The sequence below is a fragment of the Acinetobacter sp. YH12144 genome (assembly GCF_013418345.1).
Taxonomy (GTDB): Bacteria; Pseudomonadota; Gammaproteobacteria; order Pseudomonadales; family Moraxellaceae; genus Acinetobacter; species Acinetobacter amyesii.
In genome coordinates this window covers 60,640-77,695 of sequence record NZ_VPCD01000003.1, presented here as the reverse complement: position 1 = coordinate 77,695, position 17,056 = coordinate 60,640, and the positions used below count along the sequence as shown (strand labels likewise).

Genomic DNA, 17,056 nt, shown 5'->3' with positions numbered 1-17,056 from the left:
TAAATCTCTCCATAATATGATTTGTGAATTTATTAATTTTATAAATTTACTCGGGTGAATATATGAAAAAGCTCCTAGGATTAGTTCTCGGTTTATCTGTGGGCCTTTCAGGCTGTGGTAAACAAGAAGCTCCTGCAACTGACGCCGCACAACAAAAAGACACTGCAGAAGTGCAAACTGTTACCATGGCTTCGACTGGTTCAGATGCTGATATTTGGCGCTATATTGCTACGCTTCCTGAAACCAAAGAAGCTGGCATTAAACTTGAAGTGAAAAACTTTACTGACTATGTGTCTATGAACACTGCTGTAGCGAACAAAGAAATTGATGTTAATGCATTCCAGTCATATGCCTATATGGTTGCGTTTAATGACAACAATAAAGATAAAATTGCACCGCTTTCGACAACTTATTTAGAACCAATGGGTATCTATTCAAGCAAAGTCAAAAAACTTGAAGAGTTCAAAACAGGTGCAACCATTGCGATTCCAAATGATGGCGCAAACGAATCACGTGCATTGTTACTACTTCAATCTGCTGGCTTAATCAAACTTAAAGCTGATTTTGACGATGTAAAAGGTACACCTGCTGACGTCACTGAAAATGCGAAGAAAATCGTAATCAAGCCAATCCAAATGGCGACTGCGGTTCGTGTTAAAGACGAAGTTGATGCGATTGTTTTGGGTAATACCCTTGCAATGGAAGGTGGTTTAAACGTACTGAAAGATGCGGTTTACTATGAGCCAATCGATCAAAGTACAAAAATGAACGTGAATATTCTTGCTGTTGCTGCTGACCGTCAAAATGACCCAGTTCTACAAAAAGTGGGCGCGCTTTATCACACTCCAGCTGTTAAAGCTTACATCGATGAACATTTTGGTGGTACTAAAATTGATGTAAACAAACCAACTAGCTACCTCACTGAAGCAAAATAGTAATATAATTTCTTCAAATAAACAGGCAAAGTTTACTTTGCCTGTTTTTTCATTTTTGAACCCTTTTTTGACGCTATGATCCAATTTAAAAATATCTCCAAGCATTTTGAGCTAAAAGGCCAAACCGTTACAGCACTGGATCAGATTAATCTGGACATTCCAGATGGCTGTATTTTCGGTCTAATTGGCTACAGTGGTGCAGGCAAAAGTACCTTAATCCGTTTAATTAATTTGCTAGAACGTCCTAGTGAAGGGCAAATTATTATTCATGATAAAGACTTTACTGCTTTAAATTCGGCAGAGCTGCGTCAAGAAAGAACCAATATTGGCATGATCTTCCAGCACTTCAATTTACTGCAAACCAAAACAGTTGCAGAAAATATTGAAATGCCGCTTAAACTTTTAGGTGTAGCTAAAGCTGAACGCCAAAAACGTTTAGAAGAGTTGCTCGAATTTATTGACCTAAAACATAAGAAAAATGCCTATCCAGATGAGCTCTCTGGTGGTCAAAAACAACGTGTCGGGATTGCCCGTGCGCTTGCCAATCATCCTAAAATTTTACTGTGTGATGAAGCAACATCTGCTCTCGATCCGCAAACCACCAAGTCGGTATTGGCGTTATTAAAGAAAATCAATCAAGAACAAGGCATTACCATTGTCATGGTTACCCATGAAATGGATGTGATTGAATCTGTTTGTGATTATGTTGCGGTGATGGAACAAGGGAAAATCATCGAACACGGCTCAACCTTAGAGATTTTTAGTCAGCCAAAACACAATACAACCAAAAACTTTATTCAAACTGTATTGCAGCAACAGCTTCCTGTTAATATTTTAAATAATCTAGAAAATCAAAACCATAACAGTATTTATTGTTTAAAATTTCTGGGCAGTTCGGCACAGGAAACCGTCATTCAAGCGGTAATTAAACAGTTTGATATTAGCCTGAATATTTTGTTTGCCAATATGACTGAAATTAATGGTGCGGTGATTGGACAAATGTTCGTTCAGCTATTAGGTGATGCAGCATTGATTCAACAAGCGGTGGCGTTCTTAGAACAACATGGCGTTGAAGTCACTCAAGCAGGAGTTCAGCAATGAGAGATTTAATTATTCAATGGCTGACTCAAATTACAGCACCCTTTTGGAAAAGTTCTTTGTCTATGGATCAGTTCGTCACTGCCCTACAAGAAACTTTTCACATGGTGTTCTTTGCCATGCTCTTCGGCTGTATTTGGGGTTTTATCCAGGCCGTGATTTTATATGTCTCACGTCCACAAGGCATTTTGCCTAACCGTGTCATCTACCATGGTTTGAACCCGATTGTGAATGCGCTGCGTTCATTGCCATTTATTATCCTCTTGATTGCGGTCATCCCTTTGACCAAAGTCATTGTGGGTACTTCAATTGGTACTTGGGCTGCAATTGTTCCTCTCACAATCTATGTTGGTCCTTACATTGGTCGTCTGATTGAAACTTCGTTGCTTGAAGTGAATGACGGCATCATTGAGTCTGCTCAAGCGATGGGCGCATCTCCGCTGCAAATCATTACTAAATTTGTCCTACCAGAGTCTCGTAGCTCTTTAATTTTAAACTTAACGACTGCAACCATTAGCTTAATTGGTGCAACAGCGATGGCAGGTGCAGTAGGTGCAGGCGGTATCGGTGACCTTGCTATTTCTTATGGTTATCAACGTTTTGATAGTAGCGTGGTGATCATGACCGTGATCGTCTTATTGATCTTGGTGCAAATTGTACAAAGTCTGGGGGACTGGTTATCAAAACTGCGCTAAGCCTGCATAATTCACATATTTAAGCTCTCTTCGGAGGGCTTTTTAATGTTTAAGATTTGGTTTTTTTAAAGCTGAAATTAAACCAAAATTTCTTTAATTTTAAATTATTTTGACGGCAAATTAGCAACACCATAAAATTTAAAATATGACCTTCAATATTACGTTTACAAAAACTTGAATGAGTACAAACTATCAAAAGAATAGAATTTTATATTCTCCATGCAAACAATACTGCTAACACAAATTTTCCGCTTAACTTTTTTCACAACAGGGATATTCATCACTTCAGCAGCATCTGCATCCATTGCTGATTATGACTATGTCACTAGTATTAAGGTAAATGATGTTGACTTAGCCTTACCCTTGCCTGCATCAAAAGCAAATGCATTAATCAGCAAAAATCCAGTAAAGCTTAAATATGAATATTCAGAATGTACCGGCAATACTGAATTTCATGTCACATCAAAAGGTAAATTTCTAAAATTTGAAATTTATGCAGAGGACAATCCTCAAGTTAAAAATGATTCATTCTATAAAAATAAAAACAGCTTCGCCCAACTTGGACAAACCAAAGGGGCTGTTTGGATGGAATGGGATAAATCCACTCAAATACGCGATAAAATTCAAATTGGGTCAAAACATCTGATAAGCCAATATGACTATCAACAATTTGTAAAAGACTTTACCAAAAGTGCAAAATTAGCCAATCCAAATGAAGTGGCTTATGTGATTTTACTCTCACCGACTCATGCAAAATGCGTGCTGAAAGAGCCGCATAACTATGATTTACCCTATATTGGCAATCTACTCTTCAACTTTAAAAATAGCAAATTGATAGCTTTTTAGTTAATCAAGGTATTGTTTGCTAAATGGTGATTATCATACAGCGTTTATTGATTAAACAGTGAATTTATAAATCTGTATAAAGCCATGCAATAAACGCAAGTTTGAACTCAGAGCATGCTAAAATCAGCAGCTGTTTTCGCAGGGACTCATCTATGCACTTTGTACATCTTGGTATTTTTACAGAATTTTCCATTACTGAATCTATTGTACGTATACCTGATCTTGTTAAAGCTGCAGCTGCAGATGAAATGCCCGCTCTGGCCATTACTGACCTTTCAAATCTACATGCTGCTGTAAAATTCTATAAAAAGTGCTTAGATAAAGGCATTAAACCGATTTTTGGTTCGACCCTTCGTTTGAATGATGCTGAGCACAAAGCTACTCTTCTAGCGATGACCAATAAAGGTTGGCGCAGTCTAACAGAGTTGGTTTCTGAAGGTTATATTTCAGGTCAACAGCTTGATATTCCTTGCGTAAAAAAAGATTGGATTTTAAATCAACATCAAGACTTGATTGTTTTACTGGGTATGCAAAGTGATGTCGGCAAAATGCTTTGCTCGTCCAACCCGCAAAAAGCTGAACCATTGTTAGCCGACTGGGTCGAAAAATTTGGCAATCGTGTTTACTTGGCTATTACCCGAACTGAACGCTCAGGTGAAGAAGACTTCATTCACGAAGCTGTAAAACTTGCGAAGAAATTTAACATAGGTGTTGTTGCACATAATGATGTGCACTTTGTGCGTAAAGAAGACTTCGAAGCGCATGAAGCACGTGTTTGTATTGCCGATGGATATGTCCTCGGTGATAGCCGTCGTCCTAAAAATTATAGCCCTGAACAGTATTTCAAAACTGCTGCGGAAATGACTGAGCTCTTTTCAGACATTCCAACAGCTATTGAAAACACCTATCACATTGCACGACGTTGTAATGTGTCATTACGCTTAGGCTTCCATGATCTTCCTGATTATCCAATCCCTGAAGGTCATACCATTGACACCTATTTTGAACATTTATCAAAAGAAGGTTTAGAAGAACGCTTAGCGCATTTATATCCTGTCGAACAGCGTGGTGACGACTGGCCAGAAATTCGTAAGCCTTATGATGAACGTTTGGCTTATGAAGTCGGGATCATCCTGACCATGCAATTCCCGGGTTACTTCCTGATTGTCATGGATTTCATTCAATGGTCTAAAGGTAATGGCGTGCCTGTTGGTCCAGGCCGTGGTTCGGGTGCAGGTTCCTTGGTTGCCTATAGTTTAAAAATTACTGACCTAGACCCACTACGTTATGACCTACTGTTCGAGCGTTTCTTAAACCCTGAACGTGTATCAATGCCCGACTTTGACGTCGATTTCTGTATTGCAGGTCGTGACCGTGTTATTGACTATGTTGCACGCACTTATGGTCGAGATGCGGTCTCTCAGATTGCAACTTTCGGTACCATGGCGGCAAAAGGTGCAATTCGTGACGTAGCCCGTGTCTTGGGTAAATCTTATGGTTTGGCTGACCGTATTTCTAAAATGATTCCGACCAAGCCTTTAGGTTTAAGTTTGGAAGAATCCATTGAGGCCGAACCACAACTCAAAGACATTGTCACCAATCCATCTAACCCAGATAACGACGATGCAGCCGAAATTTGGGAAATGGCACTCAAACTTGAAGGCATTACCCGTAACACAGGTAAACATGCCGGTGGTGTGGTTATTGCACCAACTAAGTTAACTGACTATTCGGCTGTCCTATGTGATGCAGATGGAACTAACCGTGTAGCCCAATTCGATAAAGACGATGTGGAAGCTGCAGGTCTAGTTAAATTCGACTTCTTGGGCTTACGCAACTTAACGGTAATTGAAGATGCCATTAAGCACATTAATGCCCGTCCAGATATCACTACACCTGTCGATATTTCCTTAATTCCTTTGGATGACAAACCTGCCTATGCTGTGTTCGCAGATGCAAATACCACAGCGGTCTTCCAGTTTGAATCCGTCGGCATGAAAAAAATGCTGAAAGAGGCACGTCCAAGTAAGTTCGAAGAAATTATTGCTTTCGTGTCTTTATATCGTCCTGGCCCGATGGATCTGATTCCTGACTTTATTTACCGTATGCATGGTGGCGAGTTTGAATACTTACATCCATTACTAGAAAGTGTCCTTGAACCGACATACGGCATTATGGTGTATCAGGAACAGGTAATGCAGGCAGCGCAGTTCTGTGCTGGCTATAGCTTGGGTGGTGCGGATTTACTTCGTCGTGCTATGGGTAAAAAGAAAGTCGAAGAAATGATTAAGCACCGTCAGATCTTTACTGAGGGTGCTGCAACCAAAGGTATTGATGCAGATACGGCCAACCATATCTTCGACTATATGGAAAAATTCGCAGGCTATGGTTTTAACAAATCCCATGCCGCTGCCTATGCCCTTGTTGCATATCAAACTGCTTGGTTAAAAGCACATTTCCCTGCTGAATTTATGTCAGCGGTAATGACTTCGGAAATGCAGAACACTGACAACGTAGTGTTCTTGATCGATGACTGTCGAATTAACGGTCTTGAAGTTTTACCTCCATCGGTCAATATGTCTTTGTACAACTTCCATGCCAGTGATCCAGAAACGATCGTATACGGTTTAGGTGCGATCAAAGGTGTCGGTGAAGCTGCCATGCAGTCTGTGATTGACTCACGTATCCAAGATGGTCCCTATAAAGACCTGTTCGACTTCTGTCATCGTATTGACCTGAAAAAAATCAATAAACGTACCCTTGAAGCATTGATTCGTGGTGGCGCACTGGATTGTTTAGGTTTAGAACGTGCTGACTTGATGGCACAGCTCCCTGAAGCCGTTCAAGCGGCGGATCAAGCACGCACTAACCGCGAAACAGGGATGATGGATTTATTTGGTGAAGTTGAAGAAGTTCAGCGTAAACCTTCTAAACCTGTTAAACCGTGGTCAGATGAAGTTCGTCTTAAAGGTGAAAAAGATACTCTTGGGCTTTATCTAACAGGTCATCCGATCGATGTGTATCGATCAGAGCTAAAAGCCTTTATTTCACAGCGCATTAATGAGCTTACGCCTACACGACGTGGTGTCACTACAGTATTTGCAGGCCTAGTCGTCGATGTTGCCAACTTCCCGAACCGTATGATGGTGACGCTCGATGATGGTACTGCACGTATTGAAGTGTCTGCGAATCACGAACGTTTTAACCGCTTCAAAGATGTGATTCAAAACGAAAAAGTGGTGGTCATTGAAGGTGAAATTTACGAACGTGAAGGTTTTGATCGGCCAATGGGTCGCTTAACTAAAGCCTTCAGTTTGAATGAAATCCGTCAAAAACGTGCCAATACCATTCAAATTAAATTAACACCTGAACATTTTAGTAAAACGCTATCACGCGACATCCAAAATATTTTACTGCCTTTTTGCAATGTCGATATGTGTACGCATATACCTGTGCAGTTATATATTGACTATCCATATGCGACGGCCGACATTCATTTGGGCTTAAACTGGAAAGTTGCTCCACTAGATGAATTACTGTCTAAGCTGCGTGACTACTTCGGCAAAGAATCTTTGCATGTCGAATATCATGTCAAATCCAAAGCTGCCAAAGCGGTAAGTTATGAACAAGCCTCTATTCCTGCGCAGGTTCCGCCACCGCCAGATGGGATGAGCATGGATGATGCCATGGATTTATATCAAGCAGAAGCCAATCAATTTTCTTAAAGTTTAAACGCTGTTTGAACTGCTTTTTTAAATAAACATATTGGAAATATCATGAATCAAACTGACAATGCTGCGGTTTCAGCACATCTCTCTCATGTGCGTATTGTCATGGTGAATACAACATTACCCGCAAATATTGGTAGTGCATTACGTGCCATGAAAACCATGGGACTTTCAAAGTTAGTCTTAGTTGCACCGAAGACTTACCCGCATCCGGACATTAATGCCTTAGCTGCCGGTGCTGTCGATTTAATTGATCAAATTGAAATCGTTGAATCACTAGAAGATGCCATTAAAGATTGTCATATTGTCTTTGGTACCAGTGCGCGTAGTCGTACCATCCCATGGCCATTACTTGATGCTCGCCCTGCTGCCGAAATGTCTCTCAAAGCGGTCTGTGAACAACAGCAAGAAATTGCCGTTGTGTTTGGCCGTGAAGACCGTGGTTTGACCAATGAAGAATTGGCAATGGCCAACTACCACGTCACTATTCCAGTAAATACTGAATATGGCGTATTGAACGTTGCCCAAGCGATTCAAGTCATTTGCTATGAAATGCGTATGGCTGCCCTTGCACATACTGAGTTAACGGCAAATCCTGATGCCAATATGCATGTGACAGATGACATTGATATGGAATGGGATGAGCCTTTGGTGACCCATGAAATGATGGAACAGTTCTACCCGCATATTGAAAAAATGCTGGCAGAGATTGAATTTATGGATCCAAAAAATCCAAGATTATTACCTTTACGCTTGCGTCGCTTATTTGGACGTATACAATTAGATCGTATGGAATACCACTTATTACGTGGCATCTTTAGCCGAGTACAGGCTTTAAATAACGGAACATGGAAAAAATCTACAGACAATGAGGATCAATCTAATGCTTAAGCAGCTCAAAGAAGATATACAAGCTGTATTCGCGCGCGATCCTGCTGCACGAAATACGCTCGAAGTCTTAACGACTTATCCAGGAATTCATGCCTTGATCATGCATCGTATGGCACATGAACTTTGGAAAAAAGAGTGTAAAGGCTCAGCTCGCTTATTGTCTTCTTTTAGCCGCTTTGCCACAGGCATTGAGATTCATCCGGGTGCGAAAATCGGTCGTCGTTTCTTCATTGACCACGGTATGGGTGTGGTGATTGGTGAAACAGCTGAAATTGGTGATGATGTCACCCTTTACCATGGTGTGACCTTAGGGGGCACAACTTGGAATAAAGGCAAACGTCACCCCACCTTGGAAGATGGCGTAGTGGTTGGCGCTGGTGCAAAGATCTTAGGCCCATTTACGGTAGGTAAAAATGCCAAAGTCGGCTCAAATGCCGTGGTGACCAAAGAAGTTCCTGCGGATACTACCGCTGTAGGTAATCCAGCACGCTTTATCACGAAAGATAAGCCAAAAGATGAAGCGGAAACACGTCGTCGCGATTATGCAGAAAGTATTGGTTTCCAACCGTATGCTGCAACACAAGACCAAACTGACCCAATGTTAGAAGGTATGCGTGTGTTGTTAGATCGTATTCAGCACAATGAAAAACGTATGAATAATTTGTGTCAGCGTTTGTCTCTCCTTGACCCAACGTTCAAAAAGCAACAGCTCAATGAACAACCTTTTAGTCAGGAAGAACTTAAAATCATTGAAGATGTGCGCCGCGAATGCGAAGCTCAAAGTAATCAATCTAAAGCTTAACCAAAAGCAATCATAATAAGTTGCCTTTAACTTGCATGTTGTTCAGAGTTTTTTTAGACTGACCAACATGCTTTTTTGTATAAAATAAATTAATGGATGAATCATATGACGCTTAAGCCCTTGGCAGTTGCTTGTATTGCTTTAACCCTTGCCGCTTGTGGAAGCGCCCCAACTAAAAATAATGCACCTAAAGATGCCATGATTTTTGTAGAGCCTGAACTGACTCCACCGTTCTACGCACTCAACCCATTCAACTACGATGCGCCACCTCCTTTTGAATTAAATTTACAAAAAGCTGCAGCTCAGCCTGTGACTAAGATGGTGGTAACTAGCCCGACCGACCCATCTAAGCAACTGACACTTGAAGAAAACCGTCTGATTATTCCAATTGTAGACAGCAAAGTACGTTCAATGAAATTTGCTGCTTTAGCGGGTGATAATGAGATCGACATTACTGAAATTGATGATTTCTTACAGCTCGTTGAAGGTAAAGCTCGTCACTATCCACCACGTTTTGTTCAACGCCAAGAACGTAAAGGGTTTGAACTTAAACTTAAAGAAGTGACGCAAAAATTAGATACCCTTGCATCTAAAGACAACGCTTCTTTTGATGTTTTAGTACGTGCATTTAAAGCCAGTGTGATGGCACGTAACCTCGACTTAGGTTCTGTATACACCACTAAATCTTTAACTTACGCACAACGTATTTTAAAAATCAACCAAAATGATGCAGAAGCAAACTTCTGGTTCGGTTTTGGTTTATCTGAAGGTGGTGGTCAACGTGAAGCGATTCCATACTTAGACAAAGCAATGAAAGCCGGTGTTCAAGAAGCGTATCTTTCTGCAGCAAATAACTACATTGCAATGGAACAAAAAAAGAACGCCATTCAGGTTTTAAAGAACTATAAAGTTAAATATCCACAAGAAGCAGAAGTTGCTGATCGTTTAATTCAAGAAATTGAAAAGCAAGGCCGTTGGAATGTTTGGCAAGTTCTAAATCCACCTAAAGCTACATCTTAATTGTAACGATTTAGAAAATTCTTTTGAAAAAAGACCGTTTTAACGGTCTTTTTTCATTTAAGGCGAATTGAAAATCCTGACAATTATCGTATGATTTGAAAATATTCAACCCAATGTGCGACCCCTTTATGCAGCTAAATACTAAAACAATACTGCTCCTTGGAATCATGAGTACCAGCGTACTGAGTGGATGTCAGGTCGTCAGTGTCAAAAACCAAAAACTCAACGTTTCTATTGCCAATGAACGTGAAAGTATTATTTCTCGAAACAAACTCAGCGAAGCCAGTTTAAATGTCTTGTCGATGACAGGTCGTGAAGCCAAAGCGTGTATAGAAGACCCGAAAGCCTGTGTTGATGAACTACAACAGATCCCTCAAATTCAAGATGAACAATTATTGTCTACGGCAAGTGAATTATATTTAGCAAAAGCCATTGAATATGAGTCTTCTTCTGCCTGTAAATTAGGTTTACTGAGTAGCCACAAATCAGAAGAAAAACAAAAAATTGAACAAGACACTTATAACAAATGTTTAGATCAACAGCTGACGCTACTGGATAAAAGTATTCGCTATAGCTATGCCTATATGTTTAAAACCAAACGTGCGCCTGCTGACCGTATTTTTGATAACCGCCAAGTTCAAATCCGAGATTTCTATAATCAAGGGATTGCTAAACTGGTTAGCAGCTATGCACTACGTTATAAACCGCAAGAAGTCACCCAACAGATCAAAGTCGGACAAACCACCTATCATATTGACTTCAGCCATTACCCAGAACTCAAAAATCGTAAAATTGAACAATTGATGTCAACCTATAACCTCAACTTCTCAGGTTTACGTTCAATTACCCGCCGAGATGGTTTTGGTTCCGAATTCCTTGTGGTTTTACCCGAAGAACATACAGTTGAAACAGGCAAAGCCAAATACATTATCAACCCAATAGATTTTAAATATCCGTCTGGTTCAAACCCTAATATCCATCAAGCGCGCTATTTAGCTGCAACCTTAACAGCGGAACCTGTAAGCACCACAACTTCAGTTGATCAAATTTTAAATCAGCATGAGTTTCAAATTAAGGCTTACGACCCGTACAAATATGAACAGGTCAATATTGCCAATAAAAACTATGCCCTTGCAGCCAATTTTTCTGCACCTTATGGTCTTTGGTTAGCACAAAACAACTTGGGCAAGGCAGCGTATTTATCCCTGATTGACCGTGATGAAAAACTCACGATGCCACATTTATACATGCTTGAACCATATAATCCTGACAAAAAAGTCATCGTTTTGGTACATGGTCTTGCTAGTAGCCCTGAAGCATGGATTCGTCTCACCAACGATATTATGGGCGATTCAGTGCTACGTGAGCACTATCAAGTGTGGCAAGTGTTCTACTCAACCAACATGCCGATTATTGAAAGCCGCTTCCAAATTTATTCCATATTGACTCAAACTTTTAATAAAGTCGACGCCAATGCTGCAGCTAAAAAAGATGCGGTTTTAGTTGGTCATAGTATGGGCGGAATTATTGCACGACTACTGGTTAGCCAAGCCGATACCACACAATCTGCTTTGAAAATGATGAACTCACGTCAATTAAATCAGTACCGCAATATTCCAGTCGTGAAGCAGCGTATGGTAATTGACGATATTCCAAATTTCAGCCGTGCGATTTTCTTGGCTGCACCGCATCGTGGTACTGAATACGCAGATCGTTGGTTTACCAAAGCTGCTCGAAAAATCATTAAACTTCCGGGCGCTTTCTTATCAGCCATGGGTGATGTGTTAACTCAGGAAGAAGACCTGAAAGATTTATTCCGTGAAATCGACCACGGCTTAATCCAAAATGGACCAAGTGACTTAAGCCACCAATCCAAATTTATTGCGCTCACTGAAGATATTCAGCCACGTATAGGTTTGAAGTTTCACTCAATTATGGGAAATAACACCAACAGCCAAGATAAAAATGTAATCTCAGATGATGTCGTGCCATACACCAGTGCGCATTTAGAGGGTGCTGTTTCAGAAAAGATCATTAAAGGTGGTCATTCAATTCAAGAAACCCCAGAAGCTGTACTCGAACTACGCCGTATATTACGTTTGCATTTGATTGAACTTGGCCTCTATAAACCATAATCCAATACAGCATTTAATTTGATCTACATATTTTAAAACCGATCTCAGGATCGGTTTTTTTCATTTCTGCATTTACTTGAATATGCCAATATTCACATAATTATTATATAAGCCTTTATTTTTTAATCATTTTAAAACTCAAAATCACTTGTTAAATTTTATACAAATCTTATATTAGAGATAAATACGGGTTAAATATAGACAAAAAAGTTGTGCACATATCCTAAATTTTTTATGAGCATATCGAATTATGAAATTAAAAGGCTCAAAGTTACTTCATCGGGATGAAATTGAGGGTTTAATCAAAACTCGATTAAATAAAGTTTATTTTACGCCAAATTTAGAATCCATTTATCAGCCGCTCTACCGCGATGAAGCGGCGAAAGAATTTCGTTTTCGCGGAATCATTATTTTTCTCCTGTATGCTCTGTCATGTACGTGGATTTATCAAGTGATCCCATAATGCAGTTTTTGTAGATTCCTCTGTATATTTGGGTAGTGTTTATCATTCCGATTGCATGGGATTTATCTTTTGTTCCGCATTAAACCCTTATTTTAGTGTTTATACTTGTCTAGGCTCGATGTGCGTTGTTGCGATCATATTTATCATCTTTACTATGATTTGTAATGATCACAATGATGCGCTATTACATGCAGCCATGAAGTATGCCGTGGTCATCATCTATGCCTTTGTAGGTATGCTTTTTTATATTGCCATGGTTGCGGGTTGGTAGAACATGACCCACTGACTGCTAGCAAACCGTCGTCCGTTATAAGGAGCTTTAGAACAGCTATGGCATTATGCCCTACGCCATCAACAGCCTTTAAGCATCATGGTGATCGATATCAATTTTTTTGAAATTAAAATGATCATTTAGGTCATCAGGCGGGTGACATCTGCCTCACACAAATTACTGAGGTTTTGTCTCAAATCACTAATCGAAATGGTGAGTTAGCTGCACACTATGGCAGCGAAGAGTTTTTACTCCTCTTTAGGGTGTTAACTGAAGCTGAAAATTGAACCTTTGGCAGCCGATTTATTATGCAGAATTTAATTACTCGAACTTCCACATCCAGCCAGCCATATGTCTAAATTTGTGAAGATTAGCATCGGTACGAAAACGATCATTCCATCTGAATCTGATCAAATTCAAAAATTTATATTGGCTGCCGATCAAGCGCTTTACCTTGCAAAAGGCAGCGGTCGCAACCAACATCGATTAGCTCAGGCTGAAGCGCAGCTAGATGTTTGAGTCAGTCTATCGCTTTGTGAATTTATCCATTGTTGAATTTACACACAGACTTTTTAGCGTTTATAAATAATATTTTGACTGCTTTTTTTACATGCAGACAAACCTTTTCTGGCATTTTCCTGTCACTTTTTTTGCTAGAATCAGCAACACGATTTGTTAACGTACACCTGTGGTTTTGAATGAAGAGACAATATAAATATAAGGACTTTTTCTAAATCCAATTTTCATCAAAACAGTGTTTTTCGTTTAGCAGCGCACAAATTTTTATTTTAAGGTATTTCGTTTCATGCAAGCTGATAATTCCAAAGTTGACCTTTCAACCCTGACCCCGATGATGCAACAGTACATGTCAGTCAAAATACAAAATCCGCATTCACTGATGTTTTATCGGATGGGTGATTTTTATGAGCTCTTTTTTGAAGATGCGCATAAAGCAGCAAAACTCTTAGGAATTACACTGACACATCGTGGTAAAGCCAATGGTGAGCCTATTCCAATGGCAGGTGTCCCATACCATGCTGCTGAAGGCTATTTAGCCCGCCTTGTAAAAAAAGGTGAAACGGTGGTGATCTGCGAGCAAATTGGTGAGGTGACAGGCAAAGGGCCGGTTGAGCGCGGTATTGTCCGTATCATTACCCCAGGGACATTAACGGATGATGCACTGATTGCCTCTCATCAAAGTTCCAATTTAGTCGCGATCTGCTTACAACAAAATCAAATCGGGATTGCTTTACTAGACCTCAGTGCAGGTATTTTCAAAGTTCAGCAAATGGACTATCAGCTGGAACAATTAGCAATCGAACTTTCACGTTTAATGCCGAGCGAAATTTTGATTGATGAAGATCTTATTGACCCGAATATTGTCGAACAAATTAAACGTCAATTAGACTGCCCTGTTACCAAGCGTCCAAACGTCGACTTTAATTTAAATAACGCGCAAAAAACCCTATGTGATCAATTTGCCGTAGCCACACTTTCAGGTTTTGGTATTGACCATTTGCCTTTGGCGAAAGCTGCCGCGGCGGCTTTGATTCACTATGCTAAAGTCACTCAAAAAACCGCTTTACCCCATATTCGCAGCATTCAACTCGAACAAAGTAGTGATTTCGTGGCGCTCGATCCCGTCACTCGTCGTAACTTAGAACTGATTGATCCTTTATTTGAACATGGCACTTCCCTGTTCCAACTGATCAATGATTGCCAAACTGCGATGGGTGGCCGTCTATTAAGTCGTACCTTAATGCAGCCTTTACGAGATACCGCTTTATTGGATGCACGTTTAGATGCATCACAAGCGATGCTGCAAGGCTATCATGAGTCTCCGATCCGCTTAGTTCTCAAAGAAATTGGCGATATTGAACGTGTGCTATCTCGTGTAGCTCTCGGCAGTGCTCGTCCACGAGACCTAGTTCAGTTACGTCAAACTTGTGCACAAATTCCCTATCTTCGACATGCACTTGAACCGATCATTCAGTCACACCAATCTAAGCTGATCGCTCAGTTAAATGATGAAATGGGTGATTTTCACGGCTTACATGAGCGTCTCATGTCTGCCATCGTAGAAAACCCGCCGGTGCTTTTACGTGATGGTAATGTGATTGCTGAGGGCTTCGACGCTGAACTCGATGAACTGCGTAAAATTCGTGACCATGCAGGACAATTCCTCATCGATCTCGAAATCAAAGAGCGTGAACAAACCGGCATTGCAACCTTAAAAATTGGCTATAACCGTGTCAGTGGCTACTATATTGAACTCACTCGAGCGCAGGCTGAGCAAGCACCTGATCATTATATTCGCCGCCAAACCCTAAAAAATGCGGAACGCTACATTACCCCTGAGCTGAAATCGTTTGAAGATAAGGTGCTTTCGAGTGAGTCACGGGCATTAGCGCGCGAAAAAATGCTCTTTGAGCTATTACTTGATGAGTTACGTGCAGATATTGGCAACTTACAAATGATGAGCGCCGCTATAGCGCAAATTGATTTACTGGCTAATTTTGCCCATCAAGCTCGATTACGCAATTGGTCACGTCCTGAATATAGCCCTGAAGTTGGGATCAAAATCAAAGCCGGACGTCACCCTGTTGTGGAATCTCTGAGCAAATCGGCATTTACCCCAAATGATACCAGTTTGGACTTTAATCACCGTATGGCGATTATCACAGGGCCAAATATGGGCGGTAAATCGACCTTTATGCGCCAAACTGCCTTAATCAGCTTATTAGCCTACTGTGGTAGCTTTGTCCCTGCCCAATCTGCCATTTTAGGGCCGATCGACCGGATATTTACCCGTATTGGATCTGCCGACGACTTATCTACAGGCAAATCAACCTTCATGGTGGAAATGACTGAAACCTCTCAGATTCTTCATCATGCAACCAATCAATCACTGGTACTGATGGATGAAGTTGGGCGTGGTACGAGTACCTATGACGGCTTATCTTTGGCGTGGGCATGTGTACTCGATCTCACGCGTCGTATTAAATGTTTATGCCTATTTGCAACGCATTATTTTGAACTCACCGAGTTAGGCAAAGACGCTAATATCGATAACTATCATGTAACTGCTCGTGAGCTAAATGGCAACTTGATCCTATTACATAAAGTCCAACAAGGCCCGGCGAGTCAAAGTCATGGTCTACAGGTGGCAAAGCTTGCGGGTATTCCCGCAGCAGTGATCAAAGAAGCGCAAAATCGACTTCGTATTTTAGAAACTCAGCAAAAACAGCAACTCAATACTGCTGTACAAACCGATCTATTCTCGGCACTCACAGAGCCCGAAGTCATTGAACGCGTGGTGGAAGTTGAAAAAACATCGCCCGTACTTGATGCCTTAGCAGATTTAGATGTAGATAACTTAAGTCCACGCGAAGCACTACAACAGCTTTACGCCTTAAAGGATTTACTTAAGATCTAAATTTAGCAGAAGCGATAGATGAGATATGCAAAGAACACCTATGAAGGTGTTCTTTGCATTGACTCCATTTAAATGTGTAAATTAGTAAATATTTGCTATCTACTACTGCGGCTATTCAGCAATAAATTGATAAAAAATTAATGTTGTTAAATGTTTCATGCTTAAAATACACATTAAAAATATTGTTCGATAAACAGATGTAATTTAATTAGTTTTTGAGTATGATTCTCATTCATTGTGAAATTTACATAAATTGTTCAGTTTTTAGTGATTTTAACAGCACTGCATATAATAATTATCAATAAAAGGAATTGTTAGTTACCCTATTTTTTGCCTAAAATACACCATTAGTTTATTAGAACCATATTTTTTAGGTAGCTGTCGCCATGACCTTTGTTGTCACTGAAAACTGTATTAAATGTAAATATCAAGACTGCGTAGAAGTTTGCCCTGTTGACTGTTTCTATGAAGGTCCAAACTTCCTTGTTATTAATCCAGATGAATGTATCGACTGTGCGCTATGTGAACCTGAGTGTCCAGCTAACGCGATTTTCTCTGAAGATGAGTTACCTGAAGGTCAAGAAGTATTTATCGAACTTAATACTGAACTTTCTCAAAAATGGCCGAACATCACTCAAATTGGTGATCAACCTGCCGACCGTGAAGAGTGGAACGGTAAAGCTGATAAATTACAATATCTTGAAAAGTAATTTTACGCTTTCATGAAAAGATCAGC

At 40.3% G+C, this 17,056-nt stretch carries 13 protein-coding genes; all 13 read left to right on the top strand.

Annotated elements, in window-relative coordinates:
* Nucleotides 1–62: 62 nt before the first annotated feature.
* The 13 genes from FTU79_RS03135 to fdxA all read left to right on the top strand — a co-directional run bounded on the left by FTU79_RS03135 (nucleotide 63) and on the right by fdxA (nucleotide 17,030).
* The gene (locus FTU79_RS03135) at nucleotides 63–935 is read left to right on the top strand and encodes a MetQ/NlpA family ABC transporter substrate-binding protein (RefSeq protein WP_180007758.1); all 873 of its coding nucleotides are present in this window, start codon (nucleotides 63–65) and stop codon (nucleotides 933–935) included.
* A gap of 75 nt (nucleotides 936–1,010) precedes the next feature.
* Entirely contained in the window at nucleotides 1,011–2,036 is a 1,026-nt protein-coding gene (locus FTU79_RS03130; RefSeq protein ID WP_180048905.1) for a methionine ABC transporter ATP-binding protein, read from the top strand.
* Entirely contained in the window at nucleotides 2,033–2,728 is a 696-nt protein-coding gene (locus FTU79_RS03125; RefSeq protein WP_180048904.1) for a methionine ABC transporter permease, read from the top strand. Before FTU79_RS03130 ends, FTU79_RS03125 begins: the two co-directional genes overlap by 4 nt.
* A 219-nt stretch (nucleotides 2,729–2,947) precedes the next feature.
* Complete coding sequence (locus tag FTU79_RS03120) at nucleotides 2,948–3,574, top strand: hypothetical protein (protein WP_257224243.1); 627 nt, start codon at nucleotides 2,948–2,950, stop codon at nucleotides 3,572–3,574.
* Nucleotides 3,575–3,726: 152 nt separating this feature from the next.
* Nucleotides 3,727–7,299 (top strand): DNA polymerase III subunit alpha, encoded by a 3,573-nt coding sequence (gene dnaE, locus FTU79_RS03115; RefSeq protein ID WP_180048903.1) that lies wholly within the window; start codon nucleotides 3,727–3,729, stop codon nucleotides 7,297–7,299.
* Nucleotides 7,300–7,350: 51 nt separating this feature from the next.
* Nucleotides 7,351–8,193 (top strand): RNA methyltransferase, encoded by an 843-nt coding sequence (locus tag FTU79_RS03110; RefSeq protein ID WP_078193553.1) that lies wholly within the window; start codon nucleotides 7,351–7,353, stop codon nucleotides 8,191–8,193.
* Nucleotides 8,186–8,995, top strand: coding sequence for a serine O-acetyltransferase (gene cysE, locus FTU79_RS03105; protein ID WP_078188746.1), 810 nt, complete (start codon nucleotides 8,186–8,188; stop codon nucleotides 8,993–8,995). Before FTU79_RS03110 ends, cysE begins: the two co-directional genes overlap by 8 nt.
* Before the next feature lie 105 nt (nucleotides 8,996–9,100).
* A complete protein-coding gene (locus tag FTU79_RS03100) occupies nucleotides 9,101–10,015 on the top strand; it encodes an ABUW_2363 family tetratricopeptide repeat lipoprotein (protein ID WP_180048902.1) in 915 nt (304 codons plus the stop codon).
* A 167-nt stretch (nucleotides 10,016–10,182) separates the two neighbouring features.
* Nucleotides 10,183–12,150, top strand: a complete 1,968-nt coding sequence (locus FTU79_RS03095) for an esterase/lipase family protein (RefSeq protein ID WP_373685643.1) — start codon at nucleotides 10,183–10,185, stop codon at nucleotides 12,148–12,150.
* Between the two features lie 922 nt (nucleotides 12,151–13,072).
* Nucleotides 13,073–13,171, top strand: coding sequence for a hypothetical protein (locus tag FTU79_RS16515; protein ID WP_257222568.1), 99 nt, complete (start codon nucleotides 13,073–13,075; stop codon nucleotides 13,169–13,171).
* Between the two features lie 64 nt (nucleotides 13,172–13,235).
* On the top strand, nucleotides 13,236–13,403 hold the full coding sequence (locus tag FTU79_RS16510; RefSeq protein WP_257224242.1) for a diguanylate cyclase domain-containing protein: 168 nt from the start codon (nucleotides 13,236–13,238) through the stop codon (nucleotides 13,401–13,403).
* Nucleotides 13,404–13,689: 286 nt separating this feature from the next.
* Nucleotides 13,690–16,320 (top strand): DNA mismatch repair protein MutS, encoded by a 2,631-nt coding sequence (gene mutS, locus FTU79_RS03085; protein WP_180048900.1) that lies wholly within the window; start codon nucleotides 13,690–13,692, stop codon nucleotides 16,318–16,320.
* A 386-nt stretch (nucleotides 16,321–16,706) separates the two neighbouring features.
* The gene (gene fdxA, locus FTU79_RS03080) at nucleotides 16,707–17,030 is read left to right on the top strand and encodes a ferredoxin FdxA (RefSeq protein ID WP_004651686.1); all 324 of its coding nucleotides are present in this window, start codon (nucleotides 16,707–16,709) and stop codon (nucleotides 17,028–17,030) included.
* Nucleotides 17,031–17,056 lie beyond the last annotated feature (26 nt).